Consider the following 22193-nt stretch of genomic DNA (forward strand, 5'->3'; position numbering starts at 1 on the left):
CGCACGTATCACACCCGCACCGTCCACCCGGCCGGAGAGGCCCTCCGCATGTTCCTGACGATCAGTACCACCGGCACCCCAGAGCGTCCCGCCACCGACCTCGGCTACCTGCTGCACAAGCATCCCGACAAGGCGCAGGCGTTTTCGACCTCCTACGGCACGGCTCACGTCCTCTACCCCGAGGCGGAAGCCCAGCGCTGCACGGCGGCGCTGCTGCTGGAGGTCGACACGGTGGCACTGGTCAGGCGCGGCAAGGGCAAGGGTCGTGGCGGCGCCCCGGACGCGGCCCTCGCGCAGTACGTCAACGACCGCCCCTACGCGGCCTCCTCTCTGCTCGCCGTGGCATTGAGCAGCGTCTTCTCCAGCGCGATGAAGGGCGTCTGCAAGGCCCGGCCGGAGCTCCCCGGCGAGGTCAGGCCGCTGCGCGTCGAGGTGCCGGCGCTGCCCGCCCGCGGCGGCGCCGACCTCGTACGCAAGCTCTTCGAGCCGCTCGGCTGGGCCGTCACCGTCGAGCCCGTGGCGCTGGACACGGAGTTCCCCGAGTGGGGCGACTCGCGCTATGTGAGCCTCGTCCTGGAATCGGACGCGCTCACCCTCGCCGAGGCCCTGCGCCATCTCTACGTCCTGCTCCCCGTCCTCGACGACGCCAAGCACTACTGGGTCGCCCCCGACGAGGTCGACAAGCTGCTGCGCGTCGGTGAGGGCTGGCTGCCCGGCCACCCCGAGCAGCGGCTGATCACCAGCCGCTACCTCTCGCGCCGCTGGGCGCTGACCCGGCAGGCCACCGAGCGCCTGGAGCTGGTGCGGCTCGCCGAGGCCGACGACAGCGAGGTCGAGGAGATCGACAACGCCGTCGAGGCCGAGACCGAGGCCGAGGAGAAGCCGGCCCCGCTGGCCGTGCGACGCCGCGAGGCGATCGTCACCGCGCTGCGGCAGTCCAAAGCCGCCCGAGTGCTGGACCTCGGCTGCGGACAGGGCCAGTTGGTGCAGACGCTGCTCAAGGACCCGGCGTTCACCGAGATCGTCGGCGTGGACGTGTCGATGCGCGCGCTCACCATCGCCTCCCGGCGGCTGAAGCTGGACCGCATGAGCGAGCGGCAGGCCTCGCGCGTGCAGCTCTTCCAGGGTTCCCTCGCCTACACCGACGTCCGGCTCAAGGGCTATGACGCCGCCGTGCTCAGCGAGGTCATCGAGCACCTCGACCTGCCCCGGCTGCCCGCCCTGGAGTACGCGGTGTTCGGCTCCGCGCGTCCGAGGACGGTCCTCGTGACCACTCCGAACGTCGAGTACAACGTGCGCTGGGAGTCCCTCCCGGCCGGCCACGTCCGGCACGGCGACCACCGCTTCGAGTGGACCCGAGCGGAGTTCCGCGCCTGGGCGGACGCGGTGGCCGAACGGCACGGCTACGGCGTCGAGTTCGTCCCCGTCGGCCCCGACGACGCCGAGGTGGGGCCGCCCACCCAGATGGCCGTGTTCACCCAGACCGCGCCGAAGGAGGCGAAGGCGGCATGACCGACACACAGCAGGGGCGCGTGCTGCCCGTCACCGACCTGTCCCTGGTGGTGCTGGTCGGGGCCACCGGCTCCGGCAAGTCCACCTTCGCCCGCAAGCACTTCACGCCCACCGAGGTCATCTCGTCCGACTTCTGCCGCGGCCTCGTCTCGGACGACGAGAACGACCAGAGTGCCACCAAGGACGCCTTCGACGTCCTGCACTACATCGCGGGCAAGCGCCTGGCCGCCGGCCGCCGCACCGTCGTGGACGCGACCAGCGTGCAGTCCGACGCCCGCCGCCCGCTGATCGACCTGGCCAAGCAGTACGACGTGCTGCCGATCGCGATCGTGCTCGACGTGCCCGAGGAGGTCTGCGCCGAGCGCAACGCGGCCCGCACCGACCGCGCCGACATGCCCCGCCGGGTCATCACCCGCCACACCCGCGAACTGCGCCGCTCCCTCAGGCACCTGGAGCGCGAGGGCTTCCGCAAGGTGCACGTCCTGCGCGGCGTCGACGAGGTCGAGCAGGCCACGGTCGTCACCGAGAAGCGCTTCAACGACCTGACCCACCTCACCGGCCCGTTCGACATCGTCGGCGACATCCACGGTTGCTCCGCCGAACTGGAAGCCCTCCTGGCCAAGCTGGGCTATGTCGACGGAGTCCACCCGGAGGGCCGTACCGCCGTCTTCGTCGGCGACCTGGTCGACCGCGGCCCGGACAGCCCGGGCGTGCTGCGCCGCGTGATGGCGATGGTGAAGTCCGGCAACGCCCTGTGCGTGCCCGGCAACCACGAGAACAAGTACGGCCGCTACCTGCGTGGCCGCAAGGTGCAGCACACCCACGGCCTCGCCGAGACCATCGAGCAGATGGCGGGCGAGAGCGAGGAGTTCGTCGCCGAGGTGCGGGAGTTCCTCGACGGCCTGGTCAGCCACTACGTCCTGGACGGCGGCCGGCTGGTCGTCTGCCACGCCGGGCTGCCCGAGAAGTACCACGGCCGCACCTCCGGCCGGGTCCGCAGTCACGCGCTGTACGGCGACACGACCGGGGAGACCGACGAGTTCGGCCTGCCGGTGCGCTACCCGTGGGCCGAGGACTACCGGGGCCGGGCGGCGGTCGTCTACGGCCACACCCCGGTGCCGGAGGCGACCTGGCTCAACAACACCATCTGCCTGGACACCGGCGCGGTCTTCGGCGGCAAGCTCACCGCGCTGCGCTGGCCGGAGCGCGAGCTGGCCGACGTCCCGGCGGAGCAGGTCTGGTACGAGCCGGCGAAGCCGCTGCGCAGCGAGGCGCCCGGCGGGCAGGACGGCCGTCCGCTGGACCTGGCGGACGTGCGCGGCCGCAGGGTCGTGGAGACCAGGCACCAGGGCCGCGTCTCCATCCGTGAGGAGAACGCGGCCGCCGCCCTGGAGGTCATGAGCCGCTTCGCGGTGGATCCGCGGCTGCTGCCGTACCTCCCGCCGACCATGGCCCCGACGGCCACGAGTCACGTCGAGGGCTACCTGGAGCACCCGGCCGAGGCCTTCGCCCAGTACGCGGCGGACGGTGTCGCGCGGGTCGTGTGCGAGGAGAAGCACATGGGCTCGCGGGCGGTGGCCCTGGTGTGCCGGGACGCGGAGGCGGCCGGCAGGCGCTTCGGCGTCGGGGGCACCTCCCGCTCGAGCGCAGCCGAGAGTGGGGGAGGGCCCACCGGGTCCCTCTACACCCGCACCGGCCGCCCCTTCCTCGACGACGAGGCCCTCTCCGAGGAGATCCTCGACCGGGTACGCACGGCGGCCGGCGAGGCCGGTCTCTGGGACGAGCTGGAGACGGACTGGCTGCTGCTGGACGCCGAGTTGATGCCCTGGTCGCTGAAGGCGTCCGGGCTGCTGCGCTCGCAGTACGCCGCCGTGGGCGCCGCGTCCGGCGCGGTGCTCCCGCAGGCGCTGGCCGCGCTGCGGGGTGCCGCGGACCGCGGGGTGGACGTGGCAGGCCTGCTGTCCCGCACCGGTGAACGCGCCGCCGACGCCGCCGCGTTCACCGAGGCGTACCGCCGCTACTGCTGGACCACGGACGGCCTGGAGGGCGTGCGCCTGGCACCGTTCCAGATTCTCGCGGTCCAGGGACGCAGCCTCGCCGGTCTGCCGCACGACGAGCAGCTCGCCCTGCTCGACCGGCTCGTCGAGCACGACGGCAGCGGCCTGCTCCAGACCACCCGGCGCCTCTACGTCGACACCGCCGATCCCGAGTCGGTGCGGGCCGGCGTCGACTGGTGGCTGGAGATGACCGGCCGCGGCGGCGAGGGCATGGTCGTCAAGCCCGTCGGCGCGGTGGTCCGCGACGGTCGGGGCCGCCTGGTGCAGCCCGGCGTCAAGTGCCGCGGTCGCGAGTACCTGCGGATCATCTACGGCCCGGAGTACACACGGCCGGAGAACCTCGCCCGTCTGCGCTCACGGTTCCTCGACCACAAGCGGTCCCTGGCGATCCGCGAATACGCGCTGGGCCTGGAGGCCCTGGACCGGCTGGCCGAGGGCGAGCCGCTGTGGCGGGTGCACGAGGCGGTGTTCGGGGTGCTGGCGCTGGAGTCGGAGCCGGTCGACCCGAGGCTGTGAGCCGGTCGGCCCAGAGGCTGTGAGCCGGTCGGCCCAGAGGCTGTGAGCCGGTCGGTTCGTGGCTGTGAGCCGGTCGGCCCGAGAGCCGGTCGGTTCGTGGCTGTGAGCCGGTCGGCTCGTGGCTGTGAGCCGGAGGCCGCACGATTTCGGCCAGGCTTGTCCCGCCTGGGACACTCCTGGCCTGACGTCGCCCTTCCGTTCCCATTCGTCCCTGGTTAACCGCTGGTTACCGTGCTAACTTCGCTGGTCGGTCAGGCGGGTGTACCGGCTCAGGGGGAAAGTCGGTGGAGACACAGGCGGGGTTCGGCGAGCCCGAGGGCGGGTCCGGGCGTGGGGACGGCTTACGGCTGCTGCTGGGGCTCACCAACGCCCTGTGCGGCCTCGGCTGCATGGAGGACGCGCAGGGGCGGTTGCACTTCGGTGTCGTCCTCGGAGACCTGCTCGGGCGTCAGATCGACCTGCGCGGCGTCAAGTTGCGCGAGGACGTGGTGCTGCTGGTGCGCGCCGCGCTGAACATGCCCGGTGGCGAGCGCGTACTGGTCGAGGTGGTGCGGATCCTCGAGGGTGACCTGGCGGGCGACGAGCTCGACCAGCTGCTCGACCAGTGGCTCGCGCCCGCCCCGCCCCCCGCGCTGCGAGGCCCTCTCACCCGCGACGACGAGACCGGTGCCCGCGCCCTCCTCGCCCAGGGGGACCTGCCCGCGGCCCGGCTGCGCGACGCCCTCGTCGAGGAGCTCAACGGACTCGACCTGCCCACCGGACTCACCCCGGAGCAACTCCTCGCCCACGTCCTCGACTGGAACGTCCAGGCGGACGGGCTGCCCCCGGCCGTCCTCCTGGTCGACCACGCCGCCCGGCTCGCCGCCACTCCCACGCACCGCACCGCGCTCGCCGGCTGGGCCGACAGCTGGGCGCGACGCGCCGGTCTGACCGGGGCGATGGAGGAACGCCGTGCGGCGCGCGGCGCGGTGACGGGCGATCCGGACATTCCGCGCTGCCTGGTGGTCGCCGTCGAACCGACCCGGGACGGCACCGGCGAGATCGTCGTCCGCCCCTGGCTCAACACCGTGCCGGGGCACTGGAACCCGCAGCCCGGTGAACCCGCCACGACCACCCTCGACGAACTGGGCACGGCGGTCCAGCGCGCGTTACGGCAGGGCGCCCGCCTCTGGTCGGCGCCCCGCGACCCCGACCCGAGTGGACGGCGGCAGCCACCGCCGTACATCGAGTTCGTCCTCCCGTACGACCTCCTCAACCACGATGTGGCGGGTCTGACCTTCCGGATCGGTGACGGGCAGCCGCTTCCGCTCAGCCTGAAGTACGGCGTGCACCTGCGCAGTCTGGAGCGGATGCGCACGGACGACGCCCTCGTCCGGGACCAGTGGCGGGAACGCTGGCGAACCCTGCGCGAGGACGGCGTCCTGGTGCACGGCTGGCGCGCACCGGACGGCGGCCGGCTCGGCGTGTGGCAGTCCGGCCTCGCCGGGGAACCACGGCATACGGCGGTGGTGCTCGACGCCCCGACCGACGTCCTGGCACTCGAGGCCCTCAAGGCCGCCATCGCTGAGGGGATAGGGATCGCCATCTGGGACCGCAGAGGTGTCTTCCGCGAAGAGCGCCGCGAGGTGGTGACCGCGCTGTTCGCCGCGGCACCCACCCCGGCGAGGATCCCCATGGCCGTCCACCTCCTGCGCAGGAACGCCGAGAGCGAGGGCCGGGGGCCCGGAGAGCTCCTCGGAAGGCATATCGGTTTTCTCTGGGACGATCCGACGCGTCCCGTCGACTTTCAGCCCACCGACCCAGGCGATCTCGCCAGCGAGGAGGCACCGGCATGAGCGCGCAGGAGCAGACGGCCCCGAACGGCTGGCGGGTCTTCCACGGCACGGGCGGTGCCCCCGCCGCACCACCGGCCCTGCCCGCGCCGCCGCCCTGGCGCCGGTTCCGCGGCGGCCCGCCCCGGCCCGTGCCGCCGGCCGACCCGCAGGCGGCGCTGCGCCGGATGGGCCCGGGCGACGTCACCCCGCAGCTGGGCGAGGAAGAGATCGACATCGTCAACGCGGCCCTGCTGCTGCGCCGGCCCCTGCTGATCACCGGCCCGCCCGGCGTCGGCAAGTCGACGCTCGCCTACCTCATCTCCCGGGAGCTGGACCTCGGCCGGGTCCTGGAGTGGAACATCGTCAGCCGCACCACCCTGCGCGACGGCCTCTACGCCCACGACGCCATGGGCCGGGCCCAGGCCATCGCCGCCTGGCGGGCCGGACTGCGGCACGCGGCGGCGTGGGACCCGGATCCGGACGATGCCGGCCAAGCCGCGGACGTCAACACGGCGATTTCTCAAAAACCTCGTCAACTTCCCCCGCTTCTGGGCGACTTCATCACGCTGGGCCCCCTGGGGACCGCGCTGCTGCCCTACGATCGTCCCCGGGTGCTTCTCGTCGACGAGCTCGACAAGAGCGACATCGACCTGCCGAACGACCTGTTGCACGTCCTGGAGAACGGAAGCTATGACGTCCCCGAGCTGGTGCGCGACGCCGCGGACACCGCGAGCGTCCACACCAGTGACCCCGGGGACCGCGCCGATGTCGGCGACGGGCGCGTCGAGTGCCGGGAGTTCCCGGTCGTGGTGATCACCAGCAACGGGGAACGGGAGTTCCCCGCGGCCTTCCGCCGGCGCTGTCTGCCGCTGGAGATGCGCACCCCCAGCCGGGAGCAGCTCCTGGCCATGGTCGAAGGGCACCTCGGAAGCCGTCCGCAGGGCACCGAAGACCTGGTCGACCTGTTCGTCCAGCGCGTCCAGTCCGGCGGAACCCACTCCCTGGACCAGCTACTCAGCGCCGTCCATATGACTACCACGGGTGGTTTCCAGGCGGATGGTGACGGGCGTAAGCTCGTGGAAATGCTCCTGCGCGACCTCGCGAAGGGCCGCTGAATGAAGGGCTATCCCAGGGAGCACGCATCCGGGCTCGGCGACGGATTTCCCGTTTCGGGGTCGTCGCCCCCTTCGGCGTTCCCCGAGTCCGCCGACCAGGCGGCAGAGCACGGAGCGGCGGTCCCGGACGCCCCGGAGACGCCCGTCCCGCGCTGGCAGGACCTCGCCGACGCGGTCTGGCTCGCCGCGCACTGGAACCGCCACGGCGGGCCCACCCCCTCCGGCCCGGAGCTCCTGCCGGGCCGTCAGGCGACACCTCCGGCCCCGCCCCCCGCACCTCCCCCGGACGCGGAGGACCCGGACCGCGCGGGCCGACCGGACCCGCCCCCGACCGCCGGGCGCGGCCCCGCCGGCCCGGACCCCGACGCCGCACGCCCCCCGCAAGCACCCGTCACCCCGGCTCGTTCGAACGCACCCGGCGACCGCCCGCCGCCGTGGACCGCCGGACCCGCCCTGCCCGCGGAACCGGCCGGCGCGGCCCGCCTGTTACCCGACGCCGAGGGCCGTTTCACCCTGCGCCTGGGACAGCCGCTACTGCCCGCCGACGACCGCACCGGGCAGGCCCCGGGGCGTACCACCGCCCTGTTCGCCCGTGCCCTGCACCAACTGGCCCGGCACGTGCCCTCTCGCGAAGCGGTGGAGCTCGACGAGGAGACCACCGCCGAGCAGGGCGTCGTCGACGGCATGTGGATGCCCTTCCTGAGGCCCGCCCGGGCGGCCGCCTTCGACCTGGTCGTCCTCGTCGACGACGCGCCGACCCTGCGCATCTGGGAGGAGTCCACCGCCCGTCTCGCCCGGGCCGCCGAGCACAGCGGCGCCTTCCGGGGCGTCCGCACGGTTCAGGTGCGTCTGCCGCGCACCGGGACCGCCACCCTGCGCTGGACCACCGGCCGGGCCGCCGCCGACCCGGCCGAACTGCTCGACGGCCGCGGCGGCCGCGTCTTCCTCGTCGTCACCGACGGACTCGCCCACGGCTGGGCCGCGCCCGCCGCCGACGACCTGCTCGGCCGGCTCGCCCACGCCGGCCCCACGGCCCTGGTGCACCTCCTGCCGCCGCATCTGCGCCACCGCACCTCGCTCTACCCCCACCCGGCCGTTCTGGAAGCCGGCGGATTCGGCGTCGCCAACGACGGACTCGAACACTGGGCGCCGCCCGGTGGCCCCGACCCCTTGCGGCCGCTGCCCGACGCGGGTGACGGCTTCGTGCCGGTGCCGGTGCTCTCCCTGAAGCCCGGCTCCCTCGCCGCCTGGGCCGATCTCGTCACGGGGGAGCGCGGGGTGCGCCGCGCCCTGCCGGTCGTCCTGACCGGCACCCTCACCAAGGGTTCGCCCGCGCCGGGACTGCGTGCCCCGCGCTTCCCTCGCGCCGCCAAGGCCGCCGTGCGTCGCTTCTTCACGCTCGCCACCCCGGCGGCACGGCGGCTGGCCACCCAACTGGCCGCGATCCCCTTTGACTTCGACCTCGTGGAGCAGCTGCGGCGGCGCACCATGCCGGAGACCGGTCCGGACCACCTGGCCGAGATCCTGATGGGCGGGCTGATCGACTGGGACAGCGACGGCCAGGGGCACCCCGAGTTCGCCGACGGGGTCCGCGAGGAACTGCTCGCCACCACCACCCGCAGCCAACTCGCCCACACCGTCAGCGTGGTGGGCGAGCTGCCCGCCGCGGGCGCCCGGGGCGTCGCGTTGCGCGCCGCCCTGCGCGATCCGATGGGGGCGACGCTGCCGGACGCGGCCGAGCGGGGCTGGGTGCGCAGCGAGCTGGCCGTGATGCGCGCGCTCTCCGGGCCGTACTCCGAGCGGGCCCGCCGGATCGAGCCCGGACCGCCCCGGGTCCGCGGGCCCGGTGCCACCGAACGAGTGAGTCCGGGAATGCCCGGGACTGCACTCTCTGAGGTGAACCAAGCGGATCGTGGGGGATTGTCCGACGGATCGGGAAGTCTGCCACCGTCGAACGACCCCAACGAACCTGGAGAACCCCCCGTGCCACCCCTGGTATCCGATGTCACCCCTCAAGAACCCCCGGAGGCTGAGCCCCCCATGCCGAGCACCATGACGACCTCGTCAGCGCCCGCCCTCCTGGTGAACGTTCCGCTGCGGAACACCTCGTTCGTCGGCCGGCAGGCGCTGCTGAGTGCCGTGGAGGAGCAGCTCGGGGCGCAGGACACGGCGGCGGTGCTGCCCAACGCCCTGCACGGGCTCGGCGGCGTCGGCAAGTCGCAGCTGGCACTGGAGTACGTCTACACCCACCAGCACGACTACCGGGTGATCTGCTGGATCCCCGCCGAGCGCGAGAGCCTCATCCTCGCCGCACTGGCCCAGCTGGCGGCGCAGCTGGGCGTCGCTCCCACGCAGGACCTCGGCGCCCCCGCGGCCAACACCGCCGTCCCGGCCGTGCTGGAGGCCCTGCGCACCGGGGTGCCCTACGACAACTGGCTGCTGGTCTTCGACAACGCCGAAGACGTCGAGGCGGTCCGCCGGTTCTTCCCGACCAACGGCCCGGGCAAGGTCATCGTCACGTCCCGGAACCGTGCGTGGGAGAGGGTGGCCACGTCGTTGCCCGTCAACGTGTTCGAGCGCGAGGAGTCGGTCGAACTCCTCCAGAAGCGGTCGCCCGACCTGTCCTTCGAGGACGCCGACCGGCTCGCGGAGGCGCTGGGCGACCTGCCGCTCGCGGTCGAGCAGGCGGGAGCGTGGCGAGCGGTCACGGGCATGCAGGTCGACGAGTACCTCGACCTGCTCGCCGAACGCAGCCCCGAGATCCTCGAACTCGACCCGGCTCCCGACTACCCGGTCTCCGTCGCGGCCGCCTGGGACATCTCGCTGGAACGGATCAAGGAGAACAACCCGGGCGCGCGGCAACTGCTCGACATCTGCGCCAGCATGGCGCCCGAGCCCATTCCCCGGGCGATGCTGCGCGGCAGCCGCGGCGTCAACGTCACGCCCGAGGTCGACCCCCTGCTGCGCGAGTCGATCAAACTGAACCGCGCCGTCCGCGACCTCAGCCAGTTCTCCCTGGTCAAGGTCGACCCACGGTCCGACACCCTCCAGATGCACCGCCTGCTCCAGACCGTGCTCCTGGCCAAGCTGAGCGCCGAGGAACGGGAGCGGATGCGGGACGCCGCGCATCAACTCCTCTCGGCCGCCAAGCCGGGCCCCTACGGCTCGTCGCTGGAATGGCGTGCCTACCAGGCACTGTTGCCGCACGTGCTCACCTCCCAGGCCGTGAGCAGCACCGACACCTATGTGCGGGAGCTGGTCTTCGACACCGTGTGGTTCCTCTACTACTGGGGAGACCACGTCGGCGCCGCCGGCTTCGCCCGCCAGGCCTGGAGCGCCTGGCTCGCGGCGTCGGGCGAGGAGGACGTCAACGTCCTGCGGATGATGAAGAGCCTCGGGTTCCTGCTGCGGCAGATCGGCCAGGTCCCCGAGTCCATTCCGCTCACCGAGAAGGCCCTGGAGATCTCCCGCAGGACCGAGGTCGACCCGGAGAACCTGATCGACTCGCTGTGCGAGATGGCCGACGCCCACGGCTACCAGGGCCGGTTCGAGGAAGCCCGGGCCCTGACGCAGGAGGCCACCGAGCTGGCCCGGTCCCTGTTCGGGCCGGACGATCCGATGACACTGCGCGCCACCCACGCCTGGGGCGTGGCGCTGCGGCTGTGCGGCCGGTTCAAGGAGGCGCTGCCGCTCGACCAGGAGAACGCCCAGCAGCGTGAGCTGCTGTTCGGCCCGGCCAGCTTCTTCACGCTCAACACCCTCAACGCGCTCTCCATCGACATGCGCGAGAGCGGTGACTACCCCGGCGCCCGCGACTTCCAGGAGGACGCGTACCGCAGGGCGCGCAGCGAACTCGGCGAGGAGCACCCGCTGACCCTTCGGGTCGCCAGAAACCTCGCGATCTGCCGACGGCGCGACGGGGCACACGCGGAGGCCGCCAAACTCGCGGAGGAGACCCTGCGGCGCTTCATCGCCCGCTACGGCCCGGACCACTTCGACGCCATGTCCTCGGCCACCAACGTCTCCGTCGACCAGCGGCTGGCCGGTGATCTCGACAGCTCCCGCGAGCTGGCGGAGGTGACGCTGCGGCGGTTCGAGCAGCGTCTCGGTCCGGACCACGCGTACACCTTGCTGACCAAGGCGAACCTGGCCGCCACGCTGCGCGCGCAGGGCGCCCTGGAGCAGGCCCGGGAGCTGGAGGACGACGCGGCGAGCCGGCTGGCCGAACGGGTCGGCTCCCGGCACGTCACCACCCTGACGGTGGCCATCGGGCAGGCCAACACGGCGTACGCGCGGGTCGACTTCGAACGGGCGCACGAGCTCGATCAGGCCAATCTGGCGCTGCTCGCCGAGGTCGCGGGCGAGGAGCACCCGCTGACCTTCTCCTGCATGGCGAACCTCGGGCTCGACCTGCGGGGTCTGGGACGCGGAGCGGAGGCCGACGAGCTCCAGCGCAAGGCGACGGACGGGTTCGCCCGCGTGGTGCGTGCCGACCACCCGTGGCTGCTCGCGGCCCGCCAACGCCGTCGGATCGAGTGCGACATGGCACCGATGCCGCTGTAGCGGGCGTGCTCGCCGGGGTGGCGCTCGCGCCACCCCGGACGGTCAGCCCGCGTCCGCCACCGGCGTGGTGGGCGCGCCGTCAGCCGGGCGCGGGCTGTGCGCGGGGACCGCTTCGGCGCGTCCCGGGGCGCGGGTCGGCTCGTGGTCCGCAAGGCGGCGGACCAGGTGCAGCAGGGGCTGGGTGAGCAGAGTGGTGGCGAGGGCCATGAAGACCAGCACCGTGTAGAGCGGCTTGCTCAGCAGGCCCGCCTGGAGACCCGCGTTGAGCGCGATCAGTTCCGTCAGCCCGCGGGCGCTCAGCAGGACGCCGACCGTGCGCGAGTCGTCCCGGTCCAGCCCGCCCAGCCGGGCCGCCGCCGTGCCGCTGCCGACCTTGGTGAGGACCGCCAGCACGGTCACCACCAGCAGGGTGAGCCATCCGGTGGTGTCCATGTTGTTCAGCGCGACGGACTGCCCCGAGAAGACGAAGAAGTACGGCACCAGCAGTGAGCTGACGACGTGCAGCGGCCGCAGCAGATCCGGGTCGAGGGTGCCGTCGTCCTCGCGCGGGCAGACGATGCCGGCGAGGAGCGCACCGCAGAGGGCGTGCAGCCCGAGGAACTGGGTCACGGACGCCGAGGCGCAGGCGAAGCCGATGAGCAGTGCCAGCCGCAGCGAGGGCTCCATCCGGGTGCGCCACAGCAGTCTGCGCAGCACCGGCCGGGCCGCCAGCAGCATCAGCACCGCGAACACGGCCGCGACGAGCGCCCGACCGGGCCAGCCCAGGGCGGGCTCACCGCTGTCGCTGTCCAGCATCGTCCCGGCCAGCACCGTCCACCCGATCACATCGAGCAGCCCGGCCGCGGACACCGCGAGGATCCCCGGCACCGTGTCGGCCAGGTTGTTCTCCCGCACGATGGCCGTCAGCACGGGTACGGCCGTTATCGACAGGGCCACCCCCGCGAACAGCACCGTGCCGACCGTCGGCGCGGGCATGTCCAGTTCCCGCAGCTGCCCCCGGAACAGCAGCGCACAGCCGCTGCCCACCGCCATCGGCACCACGAACGACGCCACCGCCACCGTCACCACCGTGCGCGCCCGGTCGCCCAGGATCGTCGGATCCAGCTCGTACCCCACCGCGAACAGGAAGACCACCAGGGCGAACTGCGCGAGCCCGGTCAGCGCGGTGCTGATCTCCCGGGGGAACAGCACCGTGTAGGCATCCGGCGCCGTGCTGCCGAGCAGCGAGGGGCCGAGGGCGATGCCCGCCGCCAGCTGACCCACGATGTACGGCTGTTGCAGCCGCTGGGCCAGCCAGCCGGCGCCATGGCCGACCGCCAGGATCAGGGCGGAGGCGAACAGGAAATGCGTGACCACCGTTTCAGGGCTCACAGCGTCCCCCCGTGTCCAGTCGCCGTGGCCCGCACCACGGCCGCGGACGGGCCGCCGCGCCGCTGCCCGACCCCAACCTCCCTATGATAGAGGTGACTTGACTGTGTATCGGCAGTCGTACACAACACTGCACCGGTGTCACGGGGGAGTACATGGCGACGGTCGTCTTCATCCATGGAACAGGGGTGCGCGAACCGGGCTTCTCGAAGCTTGCGGGGCGCGTGGCGGCCGGACTGACCGCCCTGCGCGGGGAACTCCGCATCGTGCCGTACTACTGGGGCGACACACACGGCGCCACGCTCGCGGCCGGTGGCGCCAGTCTTCCCGCCGCGCCGGGCGGCACGTCCCGGGGCCCGGCCGGACCGGACCCCGAGGAGGAGACGGCCGCCGTCTGGGCCGCCCTCTACACCGACCCGTACGCGGAACTCGCCCTCGCGGCGGCCGGCGCTCCGCGGGCCGCCGAGCGAGCACCCGGATCCCTGCCCCCTGACCAGGCGATACGCGCACGGCTGGCGGACCTCGCGACTCGGGGGGACGAACCCGCGGTGGAGTGGGGGCCCGGCCTCACCCGCGCCGCCACCGACCTCGCGGCCCACTCCCTGCTCACACCGGCCGCGGCAGCTCTCACCCCCGACGACCTCGCGCACCTCGTCGCCCGCAGCCTGACCGCCCGGGTGATCGCCGACGCCCTGGACTCGGACGCCCCCCTCGTACCGGTCGGCGACAGCCGCGACACCGTCGTCGAACGGCTGGCCGTGGCACTCGGTGCAGCGCCCAGGGGCACCGAACGCGGGATGCGCTCCCTGGTGCTGCGGGTGGCGGGTCCGATGGCATCCCGTGCCGTCCTGCGCCGCCGACGCGCCCTCACCGAGGCCGCTCATCCGGCCGCGGCCGACATCCTGCGCTACCTCAGCCGCGGCGAGGCGGTCCGCGCCGACCTGCGGGAGGTGGTCAAGGGCCTGGAACCGCCCGTCACCGTCGTCGGCCACAGCCTGGGCGGCGTCATCGCCCTGGACACCCTGATCTCCACCCCGCTGCCCCAGGTCCGGCTCCTGGTGACGGCGGGCTCCCAGGGCCCCTTCCTCTATGAGTCCGGGTCGCTGCCCTCCCTCGAACACCCGTCGCCGCTCCCGCCGCACCTGCCCGACTGGCTGAACCTCTACGACCCGCGCGACCTGCTCTCCTACCTCGGCGCGGGCCTCTTCCCTGGCCGCGTCACCGACGTCCGGGTCGACAGCCGCCAGCCCTTCCCGGCCTCCCACAGCGCCTACTGGACCAACCCCGAGGTGTACCGCCACATCGTGGACCGGCTGCCGTGAACCCCGCCCGGGTGCACGCCCTGATCGTCGGCATCGAGCGCTACGACGCCGGGCCCGGCTGGGACCTGCCCGGCCCGGCCCGCGACGCGGTCGCCTTCCACCGGCTGCTGTGCGAGGCCGGGGTGCCCGGGGAGCGACTGCGGCTCCACCTCGCCCCCCTGGCGTCCTACGCCCCCGGCGTCGCTCATCGGCCCGCCGACCACGCCACCCTGCGCCGCGTCCTCGTCCGGGAACTGCCCGTGGAGCAGGGCGACGTCCTGTGGGTCTGGTGGGGCGGGCACGGAGTGCTCGACCGGGCCGGCCGTCTGCGGTTGTTCTGCTCCGACGCGAGCACCGCCGACAAGCTGGGCATCGACCTGGACAGCGCGCTCGACCGGTTCGCCGGGGACGCCGTACCGGCCTTCGGCGAGCAGCTGTGGATCGTGGACGCCTGCGAGACCTTCGAGGAAGACCTCGCCTTCCGGGAACCGCTGCCGCCGGACGCCCTGCCGGTGGGGCGGCGCAACCACGCCCACCGGCAGACGCTGCTGCAGGCCGCCGGGCGCGGACGGGCCGCCGCCAACGACCCGGAGCGCGGGACGGGCCTGTTCTCCGAGATCCTGCTCGGGCTGCTGGCCGACCGGGCCGCCGTCCTTCCCGCACCACCCGATCCGGAGGGACTGTTTCCGGCCGTGCGGGCACGTATCGCGGCCCTCAGGGAAGCGGGACGTACTCTGCAGTATCCGGAGATTCGGCTGCGCGGCCCGGAGCGCACCGAGATCGTGGCGCCGGCGGAGCGGGGCCCCGAGGACCGGCCGGTCCCACCGCTGCAGCGGGCGGTGAACGCTCTCCTCGCCTACCCCTTGATGCAGGACCCCACCGAACGGCAGGCGCTCATCGCCTCGTTGGACCCCCGTGTCACAGCGACGCTGGCCCGCCACAGCAAGGCGCGCACCGATGTCGTCAACATCCTCACCGGTGTGGCCCGGCGCCGGCCGGAGGTGTTGCGGGAGCTGTTCGACGCCGTGGTCTCCCTCGACGACACACCGGAACTGAAGGGTGAACTGGGCGCGGCACTGACCGAGTTCGCGGCGTCGGCGCGACGCCCGGGCGATCGGAAATGATCGGGTGGCGTGATCGTACGGTTTTCGACCCGGGCAGGAATGGCCATGATGGAAATGAACGGGCACGGGGCATCGCGTGCCACCGTGCGAGAAGGGGGAGCACCTTGGACCAGCAGCCCGCTCTGTGCCACGCCGAAGTCGCCGTCCGCGAGCCGGCCGCGGCTGCTGGTACCGCCGTGTGGGAGTCGGATCTCGCCGACCTGACGGAGCTGCCCCTGACCGCGGTGGACGGTCTCGCCCCACTTGCTCCCTCCGCCCGTCTCCTCGGTGAGGTCCTGCGGGCACGCGCCGGCATCAGAGGGGGCAGCGAGGGGAGCGCCCGGGCCGAATAGGTCTCCAGCCCCCGGCAGGCGGCCCGTCCGTGGCCTCGACGCTGTGCCGGGGCCCACGCCCGCACCCGCGACCGGAGGTCCCGCATGCCCAGCGAGCCGCGCCATGCCCCGTTCCGCATGCCCGAGCGCATCCTGGCGGAACTGGCGGCGGGGGGCGGCTCCGCGGAGGCCGTCGCCTTCCTCGAACGCGCCGAGCGGGCACGGCGACTGCTGCTCCTGCGGACCCTGCTGGACCGGCTCGACGCGCTGAGTACGCCGTTGAGCTCCGCCGCCGAGGCCTGGGGCGTTCTGAAAGAGGCCGCCGCGACGGCGCCCGGCCCGGTCGACCGGCTGCTGCTCGCCCCGGCCACGGGCGGCTGGATCGCCCACCTCCTGCGCCGGCTGCACGGCACCGCGTCGGGCCCGCCGCTGTGGGCCGAGGCCGGGCATCTGTGCGCCCTGGCCGTCGCCGCGTCCCTGCGCGCCGGTACGCGGGCGGACCTCCGGGTGTCCCTCACCGACGGAACGCTGCCGCTGCCGGGCCTGGGTCTGGCCCGACTCGCCGCGGCGAAGGAGGGGCTGACGGTCGGCCGGGCCCGCACGAGGGAGGGCGAGCTGATGCTGTCCGGGCCCGGCCGCGCGGGCGTCCCCGTGGCCGCGACGGTCCGCCCGGCGACACGGCCGCTGTCGGCACCGCCGGCGGAAACCCCGGCCTGGCTGCCGCTGCGCACCCTCACCCATCACACCCCCGACGGCCCGGTCGGCATCCCCCTCGAAGACCTGGACCCCTACCGCGACTTGGACGATCCCCTCCCGCCCGCACGGCTCGACCCCGACGAAGCCCGGACCTGGCAGCGGCTGTTCGAGGAGGCCGCGGCGCTGCTCGCCGCACCGGGCGGCGACGGGCCCGGCCGGTTCGACGTCCGCGAGATCCGGGCCGTGGTGCCCTGGGGGCGTACCACCACGCTGCCCCCCGCGCCGCCCACCGTGTCGGTGTCCGCCTCCAGCGGTGACTCCTTCGGGGCCATGGTGATCGCCCGCCCGTCGTGCGGCACGGCGCTCGCCGAGACGCTGGTGCACGAGTTCCAGCACAGCAAGCTGGCCGCCCTGCTGCACCTCTTCCCGCTGCTCGACGACGACCGCGGGGAGCGCTACTACGCCCCATGGCGTCCGGACCCGCGCCATCTCACCGGGCTGCTGCACGGGGCGTACGCGTTCACCGGCGTCGCCGGGTTCTGGCGGGACCGCCTGGCCGCGGCGCGGGACGCCCGGGCGGCCGACCTGGCCGGCTACCACTTCGCGCTGCGCCGCCTGCAGAGCCGGCTGGTCGTGCGCACGCTGCTGGTCGAGAGCCGCCTCACCGCGCAGGGCCGGGTCCTCGTGACGGGGCTCGCCCGCACCCTCGACGGCTGGCTGCGCGAACCGGTCCCGTCCGCCGCCCTCGGCCGCGCCCGCACCGCCGCCGCACTGCACCGCACCGAATGGCGTCTGCGCAACGTCGTGCCCGCCCGGACCGCCGGGCCGGCGGAGCTCCGCTTCCGCCGCGACCGGACCTCCTGGCCGGACGTGCGCACCCACGCCTTCGCCACCCGCCCCGCCGTCCCGCGCACCGCCGACGAGCACCTCGCCGCCGGGGACGCGGAGGCCGCGCTCGCCCGGTACGCCGACGTCCTGGCCGATGCCCCGGCCGAACCGCACGCGCTCGCGGGCTGGATCGTCGCCCGGACGATCCTGGAACCGGGGCGGGCCGCCCGCCGGATGCTGGCGCGGCCGGAGGAACTGCTGCAGCCGTCGCCGCGCGTGTGAGCCCGGCCCTCTCGCCTCCGCCGCCGGCGCGACGGCCGTGTGAGCCCGGCCCTCTCGCCTCCGCCGCCGGCGCGACGGGCACCGGTGGTCACGGAAACGGCCGAGGAGCGCGTCAATACGCCCTCGGGTGGTCAGGATGGAGGCATGGCATACCACGTCCACTCCGAGGCCGGGCGGCTGCGCCGCGTCATCCTGCACCGGCCCGATCTCGAGCTCAAAAGGCTCACCCCCAGCAACAGGACCTCGCTGCTCTTCGACGACGTGCTGTGGGTGCGCAGGGCCCGCGCCGAGCACGACGGGTTCGCCGACGTGCTGCGCGACCGGGGCGTCGCCGTCCACCTCTTCGGTGACCTGCTGGCCGAGACGCTCGAGGTTCCGGCGGCCAGATCCCTCGTCCTGGACCGGGTCTTCGACGAGAAGGAGTACGGCCCGCTGGCCACCGAACCGCTCCGAGCCGCCTTCGAGAACATGCCCGGGCGGGACCTGGCCGAGGTTTTGATCGGCGGCATGACCAAACGCGAGTTCCTCGACGCGCACCCGGAGCCGACCTCCGTGCGCTTCCACGTCATGGAACTGGACGACTTCCTGCTGGGCCCGCTGCCCAACCACCTCTTCACCCGCGACACCTCCGCCTGGATCTACGACGGCGTGTCCATCAACGCCATGCGCTGGCCCGCCCGGCAGCGCGAGACCGTGCACTTCGAGGCGATCTACCGGCACCACCCGCTCTTCCGGGACGAGTCGTTCCGGGTGTGGTCGGAGGGGCAGGCCGACTATCCGTCCACCATCGAGGGCGGTGACGTGCTGGTCATCGGCAACGGGGCGGTGCTCATCGGCATGAGCGAGCGGACCACCCCGCAGGCCGTGGAGATGCTCGCGCACAAGCTGTTCGCCGCCGGGTCCGCCGAGACGATCGTGGCCCTCGACATGCCCAAGCGGCGTGCCTTCATGCACCTCGACACCGTGATGACGATGGTCGACGGCGACACCTTCACCCAGTACGCGGGCCTCGGCATGCTCCGCTCGTACACCATCGAACCGGGCGTCGGCGAGAAGGAACTGAAGGTCACCGACCATCCGCCGGAGCACATGCACCGGGCGATCGCCGCCGCTCTCGGGCTGAACGAGATCCGTGTGCTGACCGCCACCCAGGACGTGCACGCGGCCGAACGCGAGCAGTGGGACGACGGCTGCAACGTCCTGGCCGTCGAGCCCGGCGTCGTGGTCGCCTACGAGCGGAACGCCACCACCAACACCCACCTGCGCAAGCAGGGCATCGAGGTGATAGAGATCCCGGGCAGCGAGCTGGGCCGGGGCAGGGGCGGGCCGCGGTGCATGAGCTGCCCGGTCGAACGGGAGCCCGTGTAGGCGGCCCACGGGAGGTCTCCGTATAGACATGCTGAGCTTCGTATAGTATTCCAGACGTCTGTGTCCCCGTATCCCTGGAGCACCCCCATGGCGACTGTCCCGACCGCCCTCGCCGGCCGCCACCTCCTCAAAGAGCTGGACTTCACCGCGGAGGAGTTCCGTGCTCTGGTCGAGCTGGCCGCCGAACTGAAGGCCGCCAAGAAGGCCGGGACCGAGACCCAGTACCTCCGGGGCCGCAACATCGCGCTGATCTTCGAGAAGACGTCCACCCGCACCCGCTGCGCGTTCGACGTCGCGGCCGCCGACCAAGGCGCCTCGACCACGTACCTCGACCCCTCCGGCTCCCAGATCGGGCACAAGGAGTCGGTCAAGGACACCGCGCGGGTGCTGGGCCGGATGTACGACGCGATCGAGTACCGGGGCGACAGCCAGCGCAAGGTGGAGGAGCTGGCCGCGCACGCCGGTGTCCCCGTCTACAACGGGCTCACCGACGACTGGCACCCCACCCAGATGCTCGCCGACGTGCTGACCATGACCGAGCACAGCGCCAAGCCGCTGACCGGGGTCGCCTTCGCCTACCTGGGCGACGCCCGCTTCAACATGGGCAACTCCTACCTGGTCACCGGCGCCCTGCTCGGCATGGACGTACGGCTCGTCGCGCCGAAGGAGTACTGGCCGGCCCAGGAGGTCGTCGACCGGGCCCGTGTGCTCGCCGGGGCCAGCGGTGCCCGCATCACGCTCACGGAGACCGTGGACGAGGGCGTCCGGGGCGCCGACTTCGTCGCCACCGACGTCTGGGTCTCCATGGGCGAGCCGAAGGAGGTCTGGGCCGAGCGCGTCACCGCCCTCGCCCCCTACGCCGTGACCATGGACGTGCTGCGCGCCACCGGCAACCCGGACGTGCGGTTCCTGCACTGCCTGCCCGCCTTCCACGATCTCGGCACCGAGGTCGGCCAGGAGATCCACGCGGCGCACGGCCTGGAGTACCTGGAGGTCTCCGACGAGGTCTTCGAGTCGGCCCACTCGGTCGTCTTCGACGAAGCGGAGAACCGGATGCACACCATCAAGGCGGTCTTGGTGGCAACCCTCGCCTGAACAGGCCTTATGCTGACCGGCGGCCCGGAACCACCCCTTCTCCGCGGCCGCCGCGCGACGAACCCGTCGCACTGCCGCACCACCAGAAACGAGCACCACCCGCATGCCCGCTCCCCGGATCAAGCCCCCCGCCCTTCTCGTGGCGGAATCCGGCGCCGACCGTGAAGGCCACGGCCTCAAGCGCACGATGGGCCTCTTCCAGCTCATCTGCTTCGGCGTCGGCGCGATCGTCGGCACCGGCATCTTCGTCGGCCTGTCCGACTCGGTCGCCCAGGCCGGCCCGGCCGTCGTCGTCTCCTTCCTGCTCGCCGCGATCACCTGCGTCTTCACCGCGTTCGCCTTCGCCGAGCTGGGCGGCGCGATCCCCGTCTCCGGCTCCTCGTACTCCTTCGCCTACGCCGGTCTCGGTGAGGGCACGGCCTTCCTCGTCGGCTGGTGCCTGCTGCTGGAGTACGGCGTGTCGGTGTCCGCGGTGGCGGTCGGCTGGAGTCAGTACGTCAACGAGCTCCTCGAGAGCGTCACCGGAGTGCACCTGCCCGCGGCCCTGTCGGCCGGACCCGGCGACGGCGGCGCGGTGAACCTCCCGGCCGTGATCGTCATCGCGATGGCCGCCGTGCTGCTGGTCCGCGGAGTGCGCGAGAGCGCCCGGGCCACCGCCGCGATGGCCGTGCTGAAGCTCGCCGTCCTGGTCGCCTTCATCGCGATCGGCTTCACCGCCTTCGAGGACGGCAACCTCACCCCGTTCTCGCCGACGGGCCTGGCCGGCATCGGCGCGGGCACCACCGCCGCCTTCTTCTCCTACATCGGCTTCGACGCGATCACCACCGCCGGGGAGGAGGCGAAGAACCCGCGCCGGGACATCCCCGTGGCGATCCTCGTCTGCATCGGCCTGGTGACACTGCTCTACTGCGCGGTCGCGCTCGTCGCGATCGGCGCCATCGGCGGTGACGCGGTCGGCGGCCGTCCCGCGGCACTCTCCTACGTCGTCAACCAGGTCACCGGCTCCACCGCCGGAGGCGCGGTGATCGCCTTCGGTGCGGTCGTGGCCATCGCCTCGGTCGTGCTCGCCGTGATGTACGGCCAGACCCGGATCCTGATGTCCATGTCCCGCGACGGGCTCATCCCGAGCGTCTTCGAGAAGGTGTCGCCGAGGACCTCCACGCCGGTCGCCGGCACGCTGATCGTGGCCGTCGTCTTCGCGCTCCCCGCGGCTTTCGCACCGCTGGACGCGGTGGTCAACCTGTGCACCATCGGCACCCTCGCGACCATGGCCGTCGTCAACATCGCGGTCATCGCGCTGCGCCGTCGCGAGCCCGGCCTCGCCCGCAGCTTCCGGGTGCCGCTGTACCCCGTGACCCCGCTGCTCGGCGTCGGCTGCTGCCTGTACCTGATGTACGAGACGGGCGCGACGACCTGGCTCCAGTTCGCGGCGTTCCTCGTGGCCGGGGTCGCCCTGTACCTGCTCTACGGCCGGCGCAACTCCCGGCTCGCCCGGGTCACGCCGGTGGACGCCGCTGAGCCGGCAGTGCGGACAGCCTGAACCAGACCGCCTTGCCGGACTCGGTCGGCCGGTGTCCGCAGGAGGAGCTCAGGGCGCGGATCAGCAGCAGTCCGCGCCCGTGCTCCTGCCAGGGGTCGGGCGGGCCGCCGGCCGGACGGGTGAGGTCGCCGGGCGGGGCCGGGTCGGTGTCGTGCACCTCGACCTGGCAGCCCGACGGCATCAGCTCCACGACCAGCTCTATCGGTGTCCCGCCGGTGGTGTGCTCCACGGCGTTGGCCACCAGCTCCGCCGTGAGCAGCTCAGCGGTGTCGCAGTCCGCCGCGTGCTCCAGCTCGGCCAGCGCCGTACGGACCAGGGCGCGCGCCACGGGCACCGCCGCCGCGGTGTGCGGCAGCGCGATGCGCCAGGAGGCGGGGGCTGAGGGGAGTTCGTGCACGGCGGGTCCGTTCATGGAGCAGGACGTCCTGCTTTCAACCTTAGGAATGGTACGGCGCCGCTCTTCGGAGGAGTCCGAGGGGCACCGGCGGAGGCGCCGTCGCCTCCTTGCCGACGGCTTACCCAGGTGAACGCGGTGCCGCGCACGCCTGATCCCGCCGTTACGCCGGTGTGGACGATCTGTGACGGATGTGACCGGACCGGGTCGCATCCGATCCCCCACCGCACTCCTACCCGGACGGTCTGTCGCGTACTCATGACGACAGTCACGGACGAGTGATAGCTTCGTGGGGTAGAGCTCAGTGAG

At 73.0% G+C, this 22193-nt stretch carries 14 protein-coding genes; 12 read left to right on the forward strand and 2 right to left on the reverse strand.

What is annotated here, in order from left to right; translation table 11 throughout:
* Nucleotides 1–48: 48 nt before the first annotated feature.
* The 5 genes from ABTX62_RS10320 to fxsT all read left to right on the forward strand — a co-directional run bounded on the left by ABTX62_RS10320 (nt 49) and on the right by fxsT (nt 11577).
* On the forward strand, nt 49–1512 hold the full coding sequence (locus ABTX62_RS10320; RefSeq protein WP_352115746.1) for a 3' terminal RNA ribose 2'-O-methyltransferase Hen1: 1464 nt from the start codon (nt 49–51) through the stop codon (nt 1510–1512).
* Complete coding sequence (locus ABTX62_RS10325; protein ID WP_352115747.1) at nt 1509–4085, forward strand: polynucleotide kinase-phosphatase; 2577 nt, start codon at nt 1509–1511, stop codon at nt 4083–4085. Before ABTX62_RS10320 ends, ABTX62_RS10325 begins: the two co-directional genes overlap by 4 nt.
* A 284-nt stretch (nt 4086–4369) precedes the next feature.
* On the forward strand, nt 4370–5920 hold the full coding sequence (locus ABTX62_RS10330; protein WP_352115748.1) for a VMAP-C domain-containing protein: 1551 nt from the start codon (nt 4370–4372) through the stop codon (nt 5918–5920).
* Complete coding sequence (locus tag ABTX62_RS10335; RefSeq protein WP_352115749.1) at nt 5917–7014, forward strand: AAA family ATPase; 1098 nt, start codon at nt 5917–5919, stop codon at nt 7012–7014. Before ABTX62_RS10330 ends, ABTX62_RS10335 begins: the two co-directional genes overlap by 4 nt.
* On the forward strand, nt 7015–11577 hold the full coding sequence (gene fxsT, locus ABTX62_RS10340; RefSeq protein WP_352115750.1) for an FxSxx-COOH system tetratricopeptide repeat protein: 4563 nt from the start codon (nt 7015–7017) through the stop codon (nt 11575–11577).
* A 42-nt stretch (nt 11578–11619) separates the two neighbouring features.
* Here fxsT and ABTX62_RS10345 read toward each other — a convergent pair whose 3' ends face one another.
* Complete coding sequence (locus tag ABTX62_RS10345; RefSeq protein ID WP_352115751.1) at nt 11620–12948, reverse strand: cation:proton antiporter; 1329 nt, start codon at nt 12946–12948, stop codon at nt 11620–11622.
* 152 nt (nt 12949–13100) lie between these two features.
* On the opposite strand from ABTX62_RS10345, the gene ABTX62_RS10350 reads away from it, so the two are divergent.
* From ABTX62_RS10350 to ABTX62_RS10380, 7 genes are all read left to right on the forward strand, one after another.
* Nucleotides 13101–14267, forward strand: a complete 1167-nt coding sequence (locus ABTX62_RS10350) for a hypothetical protein (protein ID WP_352115752.1) — start codon at nt 13101–13103, stop codon at nt 14265–14267.
* Nucleotides 14264–15370, forward strand: a complete 1107-nt coding sequence (locus ABTX62_RS10355; protein WP_352115753.1) for an effector-associated domain 2-containing protein — start codon at nt 14264–14266, stop codon at nt 15368–15370. Before ABTX62_RS10350 ends, ABTX62_RS10355 begins: the two co-directional genes overlap by 4 nt.
* A 104-nt stretch (nt 15371–15474) precedes the next feature.
* Entirely contained in the window at nt 15475–15702 is a 228-nt protein-coding gene (locus ABTX62_RS10360) for a hypothetical protein (RefSeq protein ID WP_352115754.1), read from the forward strand.
* Between the two features lie 84 nt (nt 15703–15786).
* Complete coding sequence (locus tag ABTX62_RS10365) at nt 15787–17487, forward strand: aKG-HExxH-type peptide beta-hydroxylase (RefSeq protein WP_352115755.1); 1701 nt, start codon at nt 15787–15789, stop codon at nt 17485–17487.
* Nucleotides 17488–17631: 144 nt separating this feature from the next.
* Complete coding sequence (locus ABTX62_RS10370; protein ID WP_352115756.1) at nt 17632–18855, forward strand: arginine deiminase; 1224 nt, start codon at nt 17632–17634, stop codon at nt 18853–18855.
* An 87-nt stretch (nt 18856–18942) separates the two neighbouring features.
* The gene (gene argF, locus ABTX62_RS10375; RefSeq protein WP_352115757.1) at nt 18943–19950 is read left to right on the forward strand and encodes an ornithine carbamoyltransferase; all 1008 of its coding nucleotides are present in this window, start codon (nt 18943–18945) and stop codon (nt 19948–19950) included.
* Between the two features lie 103 nt (nt 19951–20053).
* Nucleotides 20054–21490 carry an amino acid permease gene (locus ABTX62_RS10380; protein ID WP_352115758.1) on the forward strand — a complete coding sequence of 479 codons (1437 nt, stop codon included), beginning with the start codon at nt 20054–20056 and terminating at the stop codon, nt 21488–21490.
* On the opposite strand, the gene ABTX62_RS10385 is transcribed toward ABTX62_RS10380, so the two are convergent.
* Entirely contained in the window at nt 21447–21902 is a 456-nt protein-coding gene (locus ABTX62_RS10385) for an ATP-binding protein (protein ID WP_352115759.1), read from the reverse strand. The genes ABTX62_RS10380 and ABTX62_RS10385 overlap by 44 nt on opposite strands.
* Nucleotides 21903–22193 lie beyond the last annotated feature (291 nt).

It is taken from the genome of Streptomyces sp. NPDC096046 (assembly GCF_040303285.1).
In the GTDB taxonomy this organism is placed as follows: domain Bacteria; phylum Actinomycetota; class Actinomycetes; order Streptomycetales; family Streptomycetaceae; genus Streptomyces.